Source organism: Agarivorans aestuarii, from assembly GCF_019670125.1.
GTDB classification, from domain to species: domain Bacteria; phylum Pseudomonadota; class Gammaproteobacteria; order Enterobacterales; family Celerinatantimonadaceae; genus Agarivorans; species Agarivorans aestuarii.
The window spans coordinates 4,588,089-4,603,280 of the sequence record NZ_AP023033.1; the positions used below are offsets into that span (position 1 = coordinate 4,588,089).

Annotated in this window: 17 protein-coding genes; 10 read left to right on the forward strand and 7 right to left on the reverse strand. The window is 45.5% G+C overall.

What is annotated here, in order from left to right:
- Positions 1-23 precede the first annotated feature (23 nt).
- The 3 genes from K5609_RS21205 to K5609_RS21215 are packed head-to-tail and all read right to left on the reverse strand — an operon-like array spanning position 24 to position 2,240.
- Positions 24-995, reverse strand: a complete 972-nt coding sequence (locus tag K5609_RS21205) for a glutathione S-transferase family protein (protein WP_221075366.1) — start codon at positions 993-995, stop codon at positions 24-26.
- Positions 996-1,005: 10 nt separating this feature from the next.
- A complete protein-coding gene (locus tag K5609_RS21210) occupies positions 1,006-1,845 on the reverse strand; it encodes a pirin family protein (protein WP_221075367.1) in 840 nt (279 codons plus the stop codon).
- A gap of 8 nt (positions 1,846-1,853) precedes the next feature.
- Complete coding sequence (locus K5609_RS21215; RefSeq protein WP_343212498.1) at positions 1,854-2,240, reverse strand: DoxX family protein; 387 nt, start codon at positions 2,238-2,240, stop codon at positions 1,854-1,856.
- A gap of 143 nt (positions 2,241-2,383) precedes the next feature.
- Between K5609_RS21215 and K5609_RS21220 the strand changes: the two genes are divergently transcribed.
- The 4 genes from K5609_RS21220 to K5609_RS21235 all read left to right on the forward strand — a co-directional run bounded on the left by K5609_RS21220 (position 2,384) and on the right by K5609_RS21235 (position 5,690).
- The gene (locus tag K5609_RS21220; RefSeq protein WP_221077329.1) at positions 2,384-3,322 is read left to right on the forward strand and encodes a LysR family transcriptional regulator; all 939 of its coding nucleotides are present in this window, start codon (positions 2,384-2,386) and stop codon (positions 3,320-3,322) included.
- Positions 3,323-3,513: 191 nt separating this feature from the next.
- Positions 3,514-4,449 (forward strand): SPFH domain-containing protein, encoded by a 936-nt coding sequence (locus K5609_RS21225; RefSeq protein ID WP_221075368.1) that lies wholly within the window; start codon positions 3,514-3,516, stop codon positions 4,447-4,449.
- Between the two features lie 4 nt (positions 4,450-4,453).
- Complete coding sequence (locus tag K5609_RS21230; RefSeq protein WP_221075369.1) at positions 4,454-4,924, forward strand: NfeD family protein; 471 nt, start codon at positions 4,454-4,456, stop codon at positions 4,922-4,924.
- 271 nt (positions 4,925-5,195) lie between these two features.
- Positions 5,196-5,690: an LEA/WHy family protein gene (locus K5609_RS21235; protein ID WP_221075370.1), complete on the forward strand. Its 495-nt coding sequence runs from the start codon at positions 5,196-5,198 to the stop codon at positions 5,688-5,690.
- A gap of 30 nt (positions 5,691-5,720) precedes the next feature.
- Here the strand turns inward: K5609_RS21235 and K5609_RS21240 are convergent, their stop codons facing one another.
- Positions 5,721-6,008 carry a peptidylprolyl isomerase gene (locus K5609_RS21240; protein WP_016400208.1) on the reverse strand — a complete coding sequence of 96 codons (288 nt, stop codon included), beginning with the start codon at positions 6,006-6,008 and terminating at the stop codon, positions 5,721-5,723.
- 185 nt (positions 6,009-6,193) lie between these two features.
- On the opposite strand from K5609_RS21240, the gene K5609_RS21245 reads away from it, so the two are divergent.
- Entirely contained in the window at positions 6,194-7,495 is a 1,302-nt protein-coding gene (locus K5609_RS21245) for a GGDEF domain-containing protein (RefSeq protein ID WP_221075371.1), read from the forward strand.
- Here K5609_RS21245 and ung read toward each other — a convergent pair.
- Together ung and ppk2 are read right to left on the reverse strand one after the other, a co-directional pair.
- Positions 7,492-8,145, reverse strand: a complete 654-nt coding sequence (gene ung, locus K5609_RS21250) for a uracil-DNA glycosylase (RefSeq protein WP_221075372.1) — start codon at positions 8,143-8,145, stop codon at positions 7,492-7,494. The two genes, K5609_RS21245 and ung, sit on opposite strands and share 4 nt — an antisense overlap.
- Positions 8,146-8,215: 70 nt before the next feature.
- Positions 8,216-8,995, reverse strand: a complete 780-nt coding sequence (gene ppk2, locus K5609_RS21255; protein WP_221075373.1) for a polyphosphate kinase 2 — start codon at positions 8,993-8,995, stop codon at positions 8,216-8,218.
- A 254-nt stretch (positions 8,996-9,249) separates the two neighbouring features.
- Between ppk2 and gmk the strand changes: the two genes are divergently transcribed.
- From gmk to K5609_RS21280, 5 genes are all read left to right on the forward strand, one after another.
- On the forward strand, positions 9,250-9,876 hold the full coding sequence (gene gmk, locus K5609_RS21260; protein ID WP_221075374.1) for a guanylate kinase: 627 nt from the start codon (positions 9,250-9,252) through the stop codon (positions 9,874-9,876).
- A 73-nt stretch (positions 9,877-9,949) separates the two neighbouring features.
- Positions 9,950-10,225, forward strand: coding sequence for a DNA-directed RNA polymerase subunit omega (gene rpoZ, locus K5609_RS21265; protein ID WP_137673491.1), 276 nt, complete (start codon positions 9,950-9,952; stop codon positions 10,223-10,225).
- 105 nt (positions 10,226-10,330) lie between these two features.
- Positions 10,331-12,445, forward strand: a complete 2,115-nt coding sequence (gene spoT, locus K5609_RS21270) for a bifunctional GTP diphosphokinase/guanosine-3',5'-bis pyrophosphate 3'-pyrophosphohydrolase (RefSeq protein WP_221075375.1) — start codon at positions 10,331-10,333, stop codon at positions 12,443-12,445.
- A gap of 10 nt (positions 12,446-12,455) precedes the next feature.
- Positions 12,456-13,169 carry a tRNA (guanosine(18)-2'-O)-methyltransferase TrmH gene (gene trmH / locus K5609_RS21275; RefSeq protein ID WP_221075376.1) on the forward strand — a complete coding sequence of 238 codons (714 nt, stop codon included), beginning with the start codon at positions 12,456-12,458 and terminating at the stop codon, positions 13,167-13,169.
- 122 nt (positions 13,170-13,291) lie between these two features.
- Positions 13,292-14,911: a methyl-accepting chemotaxis protein gene (locus tag K5609_RS21280; protein WP_221075377.1), complete on the forward strand. Its 1,620-nt coding sequence runs from the start codon at positions 13,292-13,294 to the stop codon at positions 14,909-14,911.
- Between the two features lie 5 nt (positions 14,912-14,916).
- On the opposite strand, the gene K5609_RS21285 is transcribed toward K5609_RS21280, so the two are convergent.
- On the reverse strand, positions 14,917-15,174 hold the full coding sequence (locus tag K5609_RS21285; protein ID WP_221075378.1) for a hypothetical protein: 258 nt from the start codon (positions 15,172-15,174) through the stop codon (positions 14,917-14,919).
- Between the last annotated feature and the right edge of the window lie 18 nt (positions 15,175-15,192).

Genomic DNA, 15,192 nt, shown 5'->3' on the forward strand with positions numbered 1-15,192 from the left:
CTATTCTCTAGATCTTGCTTAACTTAGCCGCGAAGGTGGGGTTTGTCTAAGTGTAAAATGGGCCCAACAGGCACTACACCAGTGGGATTGATGGTGCTGTGACTTTCATAGTAGTGACGCTTAATATGATCGAAATGGATAGTTTCTGCCACGCCATCGATTTGATAAAGCTCACGCATGTAGGCATCTAGGTTGGCGTAATCGACAATCCGTTTCAAATTACATTTAAAGTGGCCAACATACACCGCATCAAAGCGGATCAAAGTGGTGAATAAACGCCAATCTGCCTCGGTGAGTTGTTCACCCAATAAATAACGACTGTTTGACAAAGTTTGCTCTAAAAAATCTAAGCTCTCAAACAAGGGGAATACGGCTTCTTCGTAGGCTTCTTGGCTAGTTGCAAACCCCGCTTTATACACGCCATTGTTTACGTTGTTGTAAACGCGCTGATTAATCACATCAATCTCTTCGCGCAGTGCTTCTGGGTAATAGTCACCGGGCTTAGCGCCAAGTTGGTCAAAGGCTGAGTTGAACATACGGATGATGTCGGCAGACTCGTTAGACACTATGGTCTGCTGTTGCTTGTCCCATAAAATGGGCACCGTCACTCGACCAGAGTAGTTAGCATCAGCTGCGGTATACACTTGATGCAAATACTCAGCACTATTGATGGGGTCGCTCACCACGCCTTCACCGGGAGCAAAGGTCCAACCATGTTCGCCCATAAACCAATGCACCACCGAATAATCAATCATCTCTTCCAAGCCTTTTAGCTTGCGAAATATCATGGTGCGATTAGCCCAAGGGCAAGCGTGGGACACATAAAGATGATAACGCCCTGCTTCGGCTTTAAATCCCGCTTTACCGCTGGGCCCAGCGCTACCGTCTGCAGTTACCCAGTTGCGAAACTGCGATTCGCTGCGCACAAAGCGACCTTTACTTTGTTTGGTGTCGTACCACTTGTCTTGCCACTTCCCATCTACTAACAGTCCCATGGTATTACTCCTAAAATTTGTTATTTTGAAAATCGTCAAATGCTTGTAATACTTGTTCGCGGGTATTCATCACAAATGGGCCACCCCAAGCAATGGGCTCGTTAAGGGGCTCGCCCGTTACAACTAGCACGCGGCTAGCATGCGCGCTTTGCAGTAACAGTTGTTCGCCTTCGCTAAGCACGCCCAAGTGATAAGCAGTAATAGCCTGCGGGTTATCGGCAACCGTTACTTCCCCCTCAATCACGTAAACAAAACCATGATGATGAGAAGGTAAATCTAGATTAACCTTTGCCCCTGCCACCAAACTAATATCTAAAAAGCTAGCTGCAGTGTGGCTAGTTTGCACCGCGCCAACTGTTCCGTTAGCCAGCTCTCCGGCAACTACTCTTATTACGTTGCCTCGCTCATCTTGGCTCAGTGGTATTTGCTCGGCGCTCAGCTCTTGATAATCTGGCGCCGACATTTTGTGCTCTGCAGCCAGGTTAACCCATAGTTGAAAACCTTTAAGTAGGCCGTCTTGTTGCTCGGGCATTTCTGAGTGAATCACCCCGCGTCCAGCATTCATCCATTGCACGCCACCAGCTTCAATCACACTTTCGTGGCCTGCATTATCTTTATGGCGCATCCGGCCATTAAGAATATAGGTGACCGTTTGAAAACCGCGATGCGGATGCTCTGGAAAACCCGCTAAATAGTCATCGGGTTTATCTGACTCAAAGCAATCTAACATCAAAAAAGGGTCTAGGTGGCGCAGCTGGTTATTGCCCAGCATGCGGGTAAGTTTTACGCCGGCGCCGTCACTGGTGGCCTGACCGGCCACCACTTTTTGTAGTTGTTTTAAACTAGTCATCTTTAGTCCTATGCACTGCGTTTATCGAGTGAATATGCGCCGCCACCATGGGCAACCAATAATAAGAATCCACCGGCAATAGCTATGTTTTTCATCAACATAATCATTTGCATTTGATCGCCTGGGTTAAAGTGGAATAACAGACCCGACAGCAAACTAAAACCAGCTAATAAAAATGCCACAGGGCGAGTCTTCCAGCCCACTAATATCGCCAAACCACCAAGCAGTTCTATGGCAATCACCAAGGGTAATAGCGCACCCGGAACGCCCATGGCTTCCATATAACCCTGAGTCCCGGCGTAGCCAGCAATTTTTCCGTAACCAGAGAGGATAAAAATCAGCGCTAAAAATACTCGTGCTGTAGGTTGGCTGAGTTGTTGTAGTAAATTCATCATTGTGTTCTCCGTCTGTTTATTTGGCTCAATGCCATTACTTGTGAACAGATTAATGTTGTTATGAAGAACGATAAACCGTGCACTTGGCAAATCATTGTTCCTATAATGGCAACAATAGTAGCTAGCGAACATGGAGCACTGTGATGGGACAGCTGGAAGAGATGCAAATTTTTGTGCGGGTGGTTGAGGCAGGTAGTATTAGCCGAGCCGCTGAGCAACTAGGGGTGGCTAAATCGGTGGTGAGTCGGCGTTTAAGTGCCTTGGAAAAGCGCCTAGGCAGCAACCTAATGCAGCGTACCACTCGTCGCCTTAGCTTAAGTGATGCAGGCCAGCAGTTTTATCAACGCAGCCTAGGCATAATTGACGAAGTTGATCAGCTTAACCAAGACGCCAGTTGCCAAGAACAAACCTTAACTGGCAGCTTACATATTGCGGTGCCCTTATCCTTTGGCCAAGCGCACTTAAGCAGCGCTTTTGATGCCTTTATGCAGCTGCACCCACAACTTAAACTTAAAGTAAGCCTAGCTGACAGCCAACATGATTTAGTGGCCGAAGGTATAGATTTGGCACTGCGCATTGCCGAACTAAAAGACTCTAGCCTAAAAGCAAAAAAAATCACCCCTATCAATTTTGCCTTAGTGGCCTCGCCGGCCTACCTTGCCAAACATGGCCGTCCCACCAAACCTGAACAACTAAGCCAACACCAAGTGCTGCATTACAGCTTACGTGGTAGTGCTAGTTGGCAACTAAGTGATAATAAAGGGCGTGTTCATCAAGTAGCCTACCAACCACATATTAGCGCCAACAACGGTGATTTTTTGCAAGACTTAGCTATCGCCGGACATGGCATTGCCCATACGCCTAGTTTTATTGCTTGGCAGGCTATTGCAAAAGGAGAGCTAGAAATAGTGCTGCCCGAGTATAAACTACCCGCATTGCACGCTTGGGCGGTTTATCCCAATACCCGCTACTTGCCACACCGCAGCCGAGTAATGATAGATTTTTTAGCCCAGCGTTTTGGTTTAAACCCTTATTGGGATCAAGCCTTAAGCCAGCACTTAAATACTAAGCCAACAAATTAATTGGTATTTAATTGTAAGCAGCCAACAGTAATCACTTATCTGTCAAAAAGCGCTGTATTCTCTGGGCTTTTTATGATTACCTTGCTGCTAAATAAAAGGTCCCTAACAAATTGTATAGGTGACATATAAGCTTTGCAGCGTAACGATATATTCGCGTTTTAGATTCGTTTTTAACTGGTAAGGAAAGTGTTATGCCTATGGTTTTTGATTATCTACTCACCGTACAAGTTGCGCTGCTAATTTTTGCAGTTTTTGTACTTAAATCTTCGATTAAATTTGTACCACAAAACTCGGCTTGGGTAGTTGAGCGTTTTGGTAAATACCAATCAACCAAAGAAGCGGGAATTAACTTTTTAATCCCCATTGTTGACCAAGTATCGGCTCGCCGTTCACTAAAAGAGCAAGCCTTTGATGTACCAAGCCAAGCGGCAATTACTAAAGATAACATCTCCTTATCGGTAGATGGCGTATTGTACTTCCGTGTATTAGACCCATACAAAGCCACCTACGGCGTAGAAGACTACGTATTTGCGGTAACTCAGTTGGCGCAAACCACCATGCGTTCAGAGATTGGTAAAATTGAACTGGACAAAACCTTTGAAGAACGTGATGCGCTTAATGCCAAAATTGTTGCGCAAATTAACGAAGCATCAGCCTCTTGGGGCGTTGCAGTACTACGTTATGAAATTAAAGACATTACCCCACCCTCTTCAATTATGGATTCGATGGAATCGCAAATGCGTGCCGAGCGTGAACGTCGCGCTAAAATCCTAGAGTCTGAGGGCGAAAAGGCTGCGGCAATCAACATTGCCGAAGGTCAAAAACAAGCGCGTGTATTGCAGGCTGAAGCTGAAAAACGCGAGCAAGTACTTAGCGCAGAAGGTGAAGCAGAAGCGATTATTGCAGTTGCCGATGCACAGGCTCAAGCCTTAACCACGGTTGGTCAATCAGCCGCTACAGCAGAAGGGCAAAAAGCGGTTCAGCTGGATCTTGCAACTAAAGCGATTGAAGCTAAACACGCCATTGCTAAAGAATCGAGTGTGGTATTGTTGCCCGACAGCAGCACCGAAGCGGGCTCTTTAGTTGCTCAAGCCACCACCATTTTAAATACCCTAAATAGAGGCTAGCCCTATGGCAGAACTGTTTGCTAACCACATTCCTCAGTTAATGATTGCCTCCGGCATCATCTTGCTCGCCATTGAAGTGGTGATCATCGGTTTTGCCACCTTCATCTTGTTTTTTATTGGCTTGTCCTTAGTCATTACTGGCTCATTGGTTTGGTTAAATGTACTCCCAGAAACCTGGAATAGTATTCTGTTAGCCAACGCCGTTATGAGCAGCTTACTGGCCGGGGGATTGTGGAAGCCGATGCGTAAGCTACAAAATAGTGCTGATAACAAACAAGTAAGCAGCGACTTTGATGGTCACCGTTTTTTTTGCGAACAAGACATCGATAAACGTGGTTTAAGCAGCTATAAGCACTCTGGCATTAGCTGGACCTTAAAAAGTGAGCAAACCATTGCTGCAGGTAGCGAAGTAGAAGTGATTCGCGCTGAAGTAGGCACCTTTTGGGTGGAAGCCGTAGAACCAAGTAATACTTAGAGTATTCGTTTCACAAGCCAGCGTTCTGCTGGCTTGTTCATTTTTCTAATACCAACCACACTAAGTGATCAGAAATAACGCAGCAAAAATACTCGAGAAAAAGGCAGAATTTTTCGATAAGCACTTATTCTACAATCAAAAATCCCAACGCGGTTATCGAGTATTTTAACCAGATAAAATGAGCAGTTACTTGGTACGATTGGTATAACAATGCAAAGCCAAACAGATTGTGCTTAACTAGCTGTAGTTTCTTTCTCTTAGGTTTCTCATCATGCGCCAAGCACTTATTAAAACCTTTATTCTATCTGCCAGTTTATGGCTTATCGCCTGTAGCAGCATGGTTCCTAACGACCCACCTAAAGTAAACTTGGTATCGGTAGTGCCTACAGCAGGTGACAGCATGACACCGAGCTTCGATATTAATTTACGGGTGGTTAACCCCAATAAACAAGCGCTCAGCCTAGCTGGGGCGGTATATACCTTGTCACTCAACGGCCACGAAATCGTCACTGGGGCCACCAGCGATTTACCCGAAGTGCCCGGTTATGGCGAGGCCAACTTTACCTTGCCAGCCCAAGCCAATTTAATTGCTACCTTCCGACTATTAAGCTCGTTTGTCGCCTTAAAAAGCCCTGAACTAGATTATAAAGTAGATGTAAAACTGGACATCGGCAGCTTGTGGCCAGCGGTAAACCTGACTGAGAAAGGCACATTTAAGTTAGAAGATCTTGGCCAGCAAATAGGCTCAAGTGTTCAGGCACTATAAAGTAAGCGCTGATAGGGCTGTAGCAAGGTTTTAGCTCCAGCGCTCATTCACTTTAATTAAATGAAAACCAAACTGTGTTTTAACTGGCCCTATTACTTCGTTTAAGGGGCCAGAGAACACCGCTTTATCAAAGCTTTTCACCATATCACCTTTAGCAAACTCGCCTAAATCGCCACCTTGCTTAGCAGAAGGGCATGACGAAAAACGTAACGCCATCGCCTCAAAGCTAGAGCCTTTGTTTAACTTTTCTAGTATTTCCAAGGCTTTTTTTTCTGAACTAACAATAATGTGTTGAGCTCGCGCCTGTGCTTTTGCCATTGCGACCTCTTGAGTTTTTGCTTGTTATACACCGAACAGCAAATCAACCAAAGCTCCTGCCTAAAATTAGCAAAAAAACATAAGACAAAAGTAAAGATGCCCAAATAGCTCACATTTATTTGTCTCCAAGCAGGCTATATTTTTAGCAAGAAACAAAAGTATTTACTCACCTTTCACAGGTATAAATGGAACGATATTCATCTTCTTGGACTTGGCTGCGCAATTTTCTTTTAGCCCTTACCGTGCTAGTGCTTGTGGCTGCCCAATGGATACCTGCCAAGCGCCTTCAGATCTACCCCAGTGAAAACATGCTAGTGGATTTGTACTCCGATAAAGGACAAGGCGGCAACTCTAGTGCATATTGGCTAACCAGCAACCAAAAGTTTGTCTGTAACCTAGAAAGCAGCCATTTGCCGGCAAAGTATTGCGGAATAAGCATCAAATTCCACAAGCCAACTGACGCGGGTACCTCAGACAAATACGCGTCCCTAGAAAACATAGATTTAAGTGACTATAAACAATTAGTGGTGGACGCAGATTTCGAAGGACCTGCTAGCGAACTACGCTTCTTTATGCGCAGCACCGAAGCAACCAGCGGCCACGATCTGTCTGATGCAAAATTTATGTTCACCTACTTTGAGAAACAAGAACTGGCGGAGCAAGAAGCGAAAGCTCAATTTAACCAATTCTCTATTCCGGCGTGGTGGCTAAATCGTTATTACCAATCACGCGATGACTTCACTTTAGACTTCTCTAAAGTTAAAGAAATATCCTTTGATATTCCTTCCACCTCGTCGGATGGCGAATACACCATCACCGTGAATAAGGTTGAAGCTGAAGGGAAGTGGATCAGCAACGAAAGCTTATATGCCACTATCATTGCCGTATGGCTTGTTTATTTTACTGCCGAGTTGATTCGCTATGTGCTGCATCAGAAAAAGAACTTAACTCAGTCTATTCATACTCTTGAGAAAGATGTAGACGAACTCAAACACACCGCCAGTAACGACCAACTTACCGGCGTACTTAACCGCCGAGGTCTATTAGACGCTCTAGAAGAGAAACCAATAAGCAACAATAACTACTACTTATTCGTTTTTGATATCGACCACTTTAAACATATTAACGATAGCTATGGCCACAACAACGGTGATGCCGTGCTGCGCTTTTTTGCTCGCCAATTAAGCTCGGTGATTCGCAGCCAAGATTTATTTGCTCGCTGGGGCGGTGAAGAGTTTGTTTTACTTTCTGAACAGCAGCATGAAATAGATGCTTATAACTTTGCCGAGCGCTTGCGCAAACTGATCCACCAACAAGATTTCTTGCTGTCGTTTGAGGGCAAGCAACAACACATTAAGTTGAGCATGAGCATAGGCTTAACCCTAGTCGATAAAGATGAAGCCTTTAACGTTGCCTTTAATCGTGCCGACAGCGCCCTTTATTTAGCCAAAGATAAAGGCCGCAATCGCACCCAACTCGCCAGTTAAAGCTGCCAATCAATAGCGGCTTTTCCTTGCTGTTCTAGAAGCTGGTTAGTTTTAGAAAAATGACCGCAGCCTAAAAAGCCGCGATGGGCAGACAAGGGCGAGGGGTGTACCGAACATAACAAATGGTGTTTGTTAGCATCAATCACTTGGCCTTTCTTTTGCGCATGGGCGCCCCACAACAAGAACACCACACCATCACAATGTTGGCTTATGTAACTAATTACAGCCTCGGTAAAGGTTTCCCAGCCATATTTTGCATGTGAATGAGCTTTAGCTTGCTCAACGGTAAGCACCGTATTTAGTAACAACACCCCTTGCTTGGCCCAGGCACTTAAATTGCCATGCTCCGGAATCACAAAGCCGTCGATGTCGGTGGCAAGTTCTTTGTAGATATTGCGCAGCGATGGAGGAATTTTTACGCCTTCTGGCACACTAAAACTTAAACCATGGGCTTGGCCTTCTCCGTGGTAAGGGTCTTGACCAAGAATCACCACTTTAAGCTGATCCATCGGGCAACTGTCGAAGGCGCTAAATACCTGAGCGTCTGGTGGGTAAATCACCTTAGCAGCGCGTTGTGCAGCGACCTTATCGATTAAACGCGGGTAATAATCAAGCTGCTGTTGTTCAGCAAACAGACTTTGCCAATTCATCTAAATATCAAACCTAATAGCGGACACGTTAGCCCGCTATTATAGCCACAACCTCACGATTTGGAGTTAGCTAATATTGCTCGGGCACAAAGCTTTGCTCGTTAATCGGTACCCGCACGTAATCTTTCTTATCAATGGCAGGTAAGGTGATTGGTACATGCTCGAGATCTTGATAATCGATCTGCGATAAAAAGTGGCTAATGCAGTTAAGTCGCGCCGCTTTTTTGTTGTCGGAATTCACCACCCACCAAGGCGAATGCTTGGTATCGGTATAAGCAAACATTTCATCCTTGGCTTGTGAGTAAGCCACCCAACGCGAGCGAGACTCCAAATCCATAGGGCTAAATTTCCAACGCTTAAGCGGGTTATTGATGCGCTCTAAAAAGCGCTTTTCCTGCTCTTCATCAGACACCGAGAACCAATACTTAATCAAGATGGTGCCAGAGCGGATCAACATTTTTTCGAATTCAGGGCAGGCGCGTAAAAAATCTTGATGCTGTTCATCACTACAAAAGCCCATCACCTTTTCTACCCCCGCTCGGTTGTACCAAGAGCGGTCAAACAAAACAATTTCTCCAGCGGCGGGCAAATGCGTAACATAACGCTGAAAGTACCACTGCGTTTTTTCACGCTCGTTGGGCGCAGGCAACGCTGCAATGCGACATACCCGAGGATTTAGCTTTTCAGCAATCCGTTTAATCACGCCACCTTTACCGGCTGCATCGCGCCCCTCAAATATCACCACCACTTTAAGACCTTTTGCTACCACCCATTGCTGCAGTTTAACTAGCTCTGTTTGCAATTCTTCTAAGCGTTTTTCATAGCTCTTTTTATCAATTTTACCCGCCATAAACGAACTCACCTTTAATGTTGATAAACACACTTGGGCAGCGTGCCAATTAAAAACAAAAACGAATCAATACAATGAGTTAAATTTAGCAGTAAAACCAATAGTTGCCACAAAACTGCAGGCTAGAATTGCTAAGTTGAGCAAAAATAACAAGATTAACTAAACTACAGGTGTAAATTACAAGCGCTGACTCTTTAAAAAAAACCACAAAATGGTAACCTTAGGCGCCTTTATACATTCGCTTAGAATTCAACATGGCAATCATCGGTACTTTATACATCGTTTCAGCGCCCAGCGGCGCCGGCAAATCCAGCATGATCAATGCGTATCTTTCACGCCACCGTGCATATCCTGCTCAAGTATCGGTTTCTCACACCACCAGAGCGTCACGCCCCGGTGAAATAGACGGTAACCATTACCATTTTGTTAGTCATGATGAATTTAAGAAGTTAATCAACGAACAAGCTTTTTTTGAATATGCCGAAGTGTTTGGCAATTTCTACGGCACCTCTCGTTACACGATTGAAAAGACCCTTGCCGATGGCATTGATGTGTTTTTAGATATAGATTGGCAAGGTGCTCGTCAGGTAAAACAAATGATGCCTGAGGCGGTATCGGTATTCATTTTACCGCCAAGCCGCGAAGAATTAGAAAACCGTTTGCACATGCGTGGCCAAGATAGCCCCGACGTTATTAAGAAACGCATGGACGAAGCAGAAAGTGAAATGTCTCATTATAATGAGTACGACTACCTAATCATTAACAGTAATTTTGACGAAGCCTTAAGCGAGCTTACTGCCATTATTACTGGACAAAGATTACAAACCCGTCAGCAAGCGGCTAAACATCGCGGCTTGTTAGATGAACTTTTATCGAAATAATCACGCTAAGTCCTAGTAAATCTTCATAAGATCGGCTAGGATCTTGCGTCATTTTTAGTCAACGGAGCTGTGCATGGCACGAGTAACAGTAGAAGATGCAGTAGAACAAGTCGGCAATCGCTTTGATCTTGTCCTTATCGCCGCACGTCGCGCGCGTCAGATCGCAGTAGAAGGCAAAGACCCTCTAGTTGAAGTAGATAACGACAAACCAACCGTTATCGCTTTGCGTGAAATTGAAGAAGGTTTGATCACCACCGAAACAATGGATGCTCAAGACCGTCAGGAACGTCAGGAACGTGAAGCCGCCGAATTGGCAGCCGTTGCCGCTATCGCCGATAAACGCATCTAATTCGTCCCCGTCTATAAAATTACCGTGCTGGGTTTACTCTGCACGGTAAAACTCCCATAATTCAATCATATCTATTTCTGCGCTCCTCCGCTGATGAGGTAATGTTTGTATTTATTCGAAAGCCTGCGTGAAGTCGCCTCTAGCTATCTAAGTGAAGAACACGTAAACCTATTACGTGATGCCTATATTTTGGGCAAAGACGCCCATGAAGGACAATTCCGTTCAAGCGGTGAGCCTTATATTACCCACCCTTTGGCGGTGGCCCGTATCCTTGGCGAACTAAAGCTTGATAATCAAACCCTTGTGGCGGCTGTTCTGCACGACACAATTGAAGACACTCCGGTTACTTACGAACAACTTCAAGAACAGTTTGGCACCGAAATCGCCGACTTAGTTGAAGGCGTGAGCAAGCTAGATAAAATTAAGTTTCGCGACAAAAAAGAAGCCCAGGTAGAAAATTTTCGCAAAATGATGATGGCGATGGTGCAAGACATCCGCGTTATCCTTATTAAACTGGCCGACCGCACCCACAATATGCGCACCCTGGGTTCTTTACGCCCAGATAAGCGCCGCCGCATTGCCCGCGAAACCTTGGAGATTTACGCACCAATTGCCAACCGCTTGGGTATTCACAGCATTAAAAACGAATTGGAAGAACTGGGCTTTGAAGCCTTATATCCAATGCGTTATCGAGTACTCAAAGAGTCAGTAAAAAATGCCCGTGGTAACCGTAAAGAGTTAATCAACGGTATTCACCAAGAGCTGCAGGGTCGCATTGAAGAAGCCGATATCGAAGCATCGGTAAGTGGCCGCGAAAAAAATCTCTATAGCATTTACAAAAAGATGGTGAACAAAGAGCTGCAATTCCATGAAGTAATGGATATTTACGCCTTTCGCATCATTGTAGACAGCCTAGATACTTGTTATCGGGTATTAGGCTTGAGCCACAGCTTGTACAAGCCACGTCCCGGCCGATTTAAAGACTATGTCGCCATTCCTAAGGCCAACGGCTACCAAAGCTTACACACCTCCTTAGTGGGTCCACACGGCGTTCCTGTGGAAGTACAGATACGTACCGAACATATGGATCAAATGGCCGACAAGGGTGTGGCAGCTCATTGGTCTTACAAACAGGCTGGCGAAAGCCCGGGCACCACCGCGCAAATTCGTGCCCAGCGCTGGATGCAAAGTTTGTTAGAACTACAGCAAAGTGCTGGATCTTCCTTCGAATTTATCGAAAACGTAAAAACCGATCTATTCCCAGACGAGATTTACGTATTTACCCCTGAGGGTAAAATTATTGAATTACCCGCTGGCGCCACCCCGGTAGACTTTGCCTACGCGGTGCATACAGATGTAGGCCATGCCTGTGTGGGCGCGCGGGTTAATCGCCATCCCTTCCCGCTAAGTAAAGCGCTAAGCAATGGTAAAACCGTTGAAATTATTACTGCACCGGGGGCTCGCCCTAACGCCGCGTGGCTAAATTTTGTGGTAACCGGCAAGGCTCGCGGAAAAATTCGCCAGCTACTTAAAAACCAGCGCCGTGAAGAATCAGTTAACCTTGGCCGCCGCTTACTTAATCATGCCTTGGGCAGCGTTAAGTTAGACCAGATTAATCCAGAATCGTTAAAGCAGGTGCTTAAGGATCTTAAAGCCGAATCACTTGAAGACTTGCTAGCCGAAATTGGTTTAGGCAATGCCATGAGCATTGTGGTGGCGCGCCGCCTATTAGGTAATACCGATGAGCTAAGCAATGTAGAAGGCAAAGGCAATATTGCCATTCAAGGCGCCGAAGGCTTATTGCTCACCTACGCCAACTGTTGTCGCCCGATACCCGGTGATCCGGTGGTTGCCCACATTAGCCAAGGTAAAGGCTTGGTGGTGCACATGGAAGCCTGTAAAAACATTAGCGGCTACCAAAAAGAACCTGATCGCTACATCAATGTTGATTGGTCTAAAGATGCCGCCGAAGAAGCCGAATACAAAACCGAAATGCGCATAGATATGGTTAACCACCAAGGCATACTTGCTAGCCTAACCAGTGTGGTTGCCTCTACAGGCGCTAACATTGTGAATATTGTTACCGAAGAAAAAGAAGGTCGGGTATATACCGTTGACCTACTGGTAACCACACATAGCCGTATTCACCTTGCCGATATCATGCGGAAAATTCGCGTAATGCCAGAAGTATTACGTGTAGTCCGCTTACGTAATAAATAACGAGAACACCATGACTCCTGAACGCTATCAACGCATTCGTGCAATGTTAGATGCTCGCCAAACCGACCTCACCGTGTGCATGGAAAATGTGCACAAACCACATAACTTGTCGGCCATTGTGCGTACCTGTGATGCCGTGGGTGTAGACCACGTGCATGCAGTATGGGAAAACTACCAAGATGAAATCCGTCGCGGCACTGCCACTGGCAGCCAAAACTGGGTAAAGGTACATAACCACGAGAACATTGACGACGCAGTAGCGGCAATGCGTAATAGCGGGATGCAAGTTCTCGCTACTAATTTATCTGATAGTGCGGTGGATTTTCGTGAAATAGACTACACCAAACCTACCGCCATCTTAATGGGACAAGAGAAGTATGGCATTTCTGATAAAGCGCTTTCTCTTGCCGACCAAGACATTATTATTCCCATGGTAGGCATGGTGCAATCACTGAATGTTTCTGTCGCCAGCGCACTGATTTTGTATGAAGCACAACGCCAACGTGAAATTGCCGGCATGTACCAAGCACCAAGCATGGTTGATAAAACAGAGCAAAACCGCATCTTGTTTGAAGGTGGCCACCCTATTTTTTCCGAAGCCTGTAAACGTAAGGGTTTGCCAATTCCTCAAGTAGATGATGAAGGGCAAATTGTGGCAAGCGATGAGTGGTGGGCAAAAATGCAGATGAATAAAGATGCTTGGGACAAGTTAGATCAGGAATAAATCACAAAATTAGAGTAATTGCTTTAATTTTGAGTTTTTTCCGCCTAAATACTTGATCTTAATTAATCCCAAAACCTCAATATTAACTGAACATAGTTTTACTCCACTACAGAAGTAAGACTATGTTCAACAAAATCAAAACTCCGCAACTCTTTCTGTTAAGTTCACTACTGGTGTTAATGGTGGTGAGCATTCAGGCTTGGAACAATACCCAGCAAATTAAACAGACCTTATACCAAGGTTATCAAACCCAACTCGCTGCCAACTTAGATCTGGCCACCAGCTTGGTTAAACACTACCAACAACAAGAGCAACATCTTGGTAGCGAACAAGCCCAACAGCAAGCCTTAGCGGCCTTGGCTGAACTGCGTTATCAAGGTAACGAATACTTTTGGGTGAACGATTTAAACCTTAAGCTTCTAATGCACCCCATTCGTCCCAGCAGCATTGGTAAAGACATGATCCAGGTGCGTGACGCAAAAGGCTTAGCCCACTGGCAAGCAATGCGCGATACCGTAAATCAGCAGGGCGAAGGCGCTGTGCAATATCACTTTTTGCACCCTCAAACCCAAGTCATGCATGCCAAACTGTCTTACGTAAAAAAGGTGGAAGGCTGGAATTGGATCATTGGAACTGGCGTTTACATCGACCAAATAGACAGCCAACTTAATAGCATCTATTTCTACACATTGGTGCGTTTGGCATTCGCCTTCGGCTTATTTGGCTTAATCGCGTGGCTAGTTAGCCGCAGCTTGGCCAGTCAAATGCAAGAGTTAGATAGCGCCATTAAAGGCCTAGCCAAAGGTAACTACCAACAAGCTATTAAGGTGAGTGGGCGCAATGAGTTTTCTAATATTGGCCAGCAGCTTGAAAGCCTACGTCTGCAAACACAAGGTTTACTGCAAGATGTAAAACACTCAAGTGATAGCCTATTAGATGCTAACAAAGATCTGGCATCGGCCACCCTTACTACTCACAGTAATACCCAAAGACAGTTCTCAGAAATAGACCAAATAGCCTCAGCGATGACCGAAATGAACTGCACGGTAGAAGAAGTAGCCAACAACAGTGCTGAGACGGCCGAAGCCTCTAAGCAAGCCTTGGAGCTAGCAGGCGCTAGCTTAAAGCAACAGCTAAACACAGTTAAAAGCTTAAGCGCACTGTCGGAGCAAATGGCCTCGGCTAAACCTGCGGTTGCAGAACTACGAGATTGTAGCCAAAACATTGGCTCGGTGATTGATGTGATTAACGCAATTTCTGAACAGACCAACTTATTGGCCTTAAACGCAGCCATTGAGGCCGCCCGAGCCGGTGAGCAAGGCCGAGGTTTTGCGGTGGTCGCAGACGAAGTGCGTAACTTAGCTTCACGAACTCAACAATCTACTGAAGAGATCATGCAAACCATTGCGCAACTACAGCAAGTATCGCTCACTGTAGAAACCGAAATTGTTACCACTACTGAAGGTTTGGCGCAGCAGGCTGAGCAAGCTCAACAAAATATTCTACAAATTGAAAAAATTGAAAATATGGTGGGCAATTTAGAGCAGCGTAACCAACAAACCGCAGTGGCCACCGAGCAGCAGCGTTTAGCGAGTGACGAAATTAACCAAAATGTGCTCACACTACGTGATGGCAGCGAAGCTAACGCCGGTGCAGCGGAGCAAGGTAAACAAGTACATAGCCACTTATCTGGCGTAGCAGAGGCCTTGAGTATTCACCTCAAAAACCTCCGCTTTAACTAAGTTAGCTACTCAGCCAGAACGGGTTCTTCCTTTCTGGCTTTAGCAAACTTAAACTCATAATCATCGGCAAAGGGTGAGTTGAAGCCCCACTCAAGCGGCTCACCCACTTGCTTATCCACCCAAATGATTGGGGTAACCAAAAAGCGCGGCGCTTCAAAACGAATGCCGTTTTCTTCTGCTTCATAGAGTGAACTGTTGGTTTCACACCTTACGGTCACCATCACCATCACGATGATAAATAACCACTTCCAAAAACCGTCCATAGTTTTTCCTACTGTAAA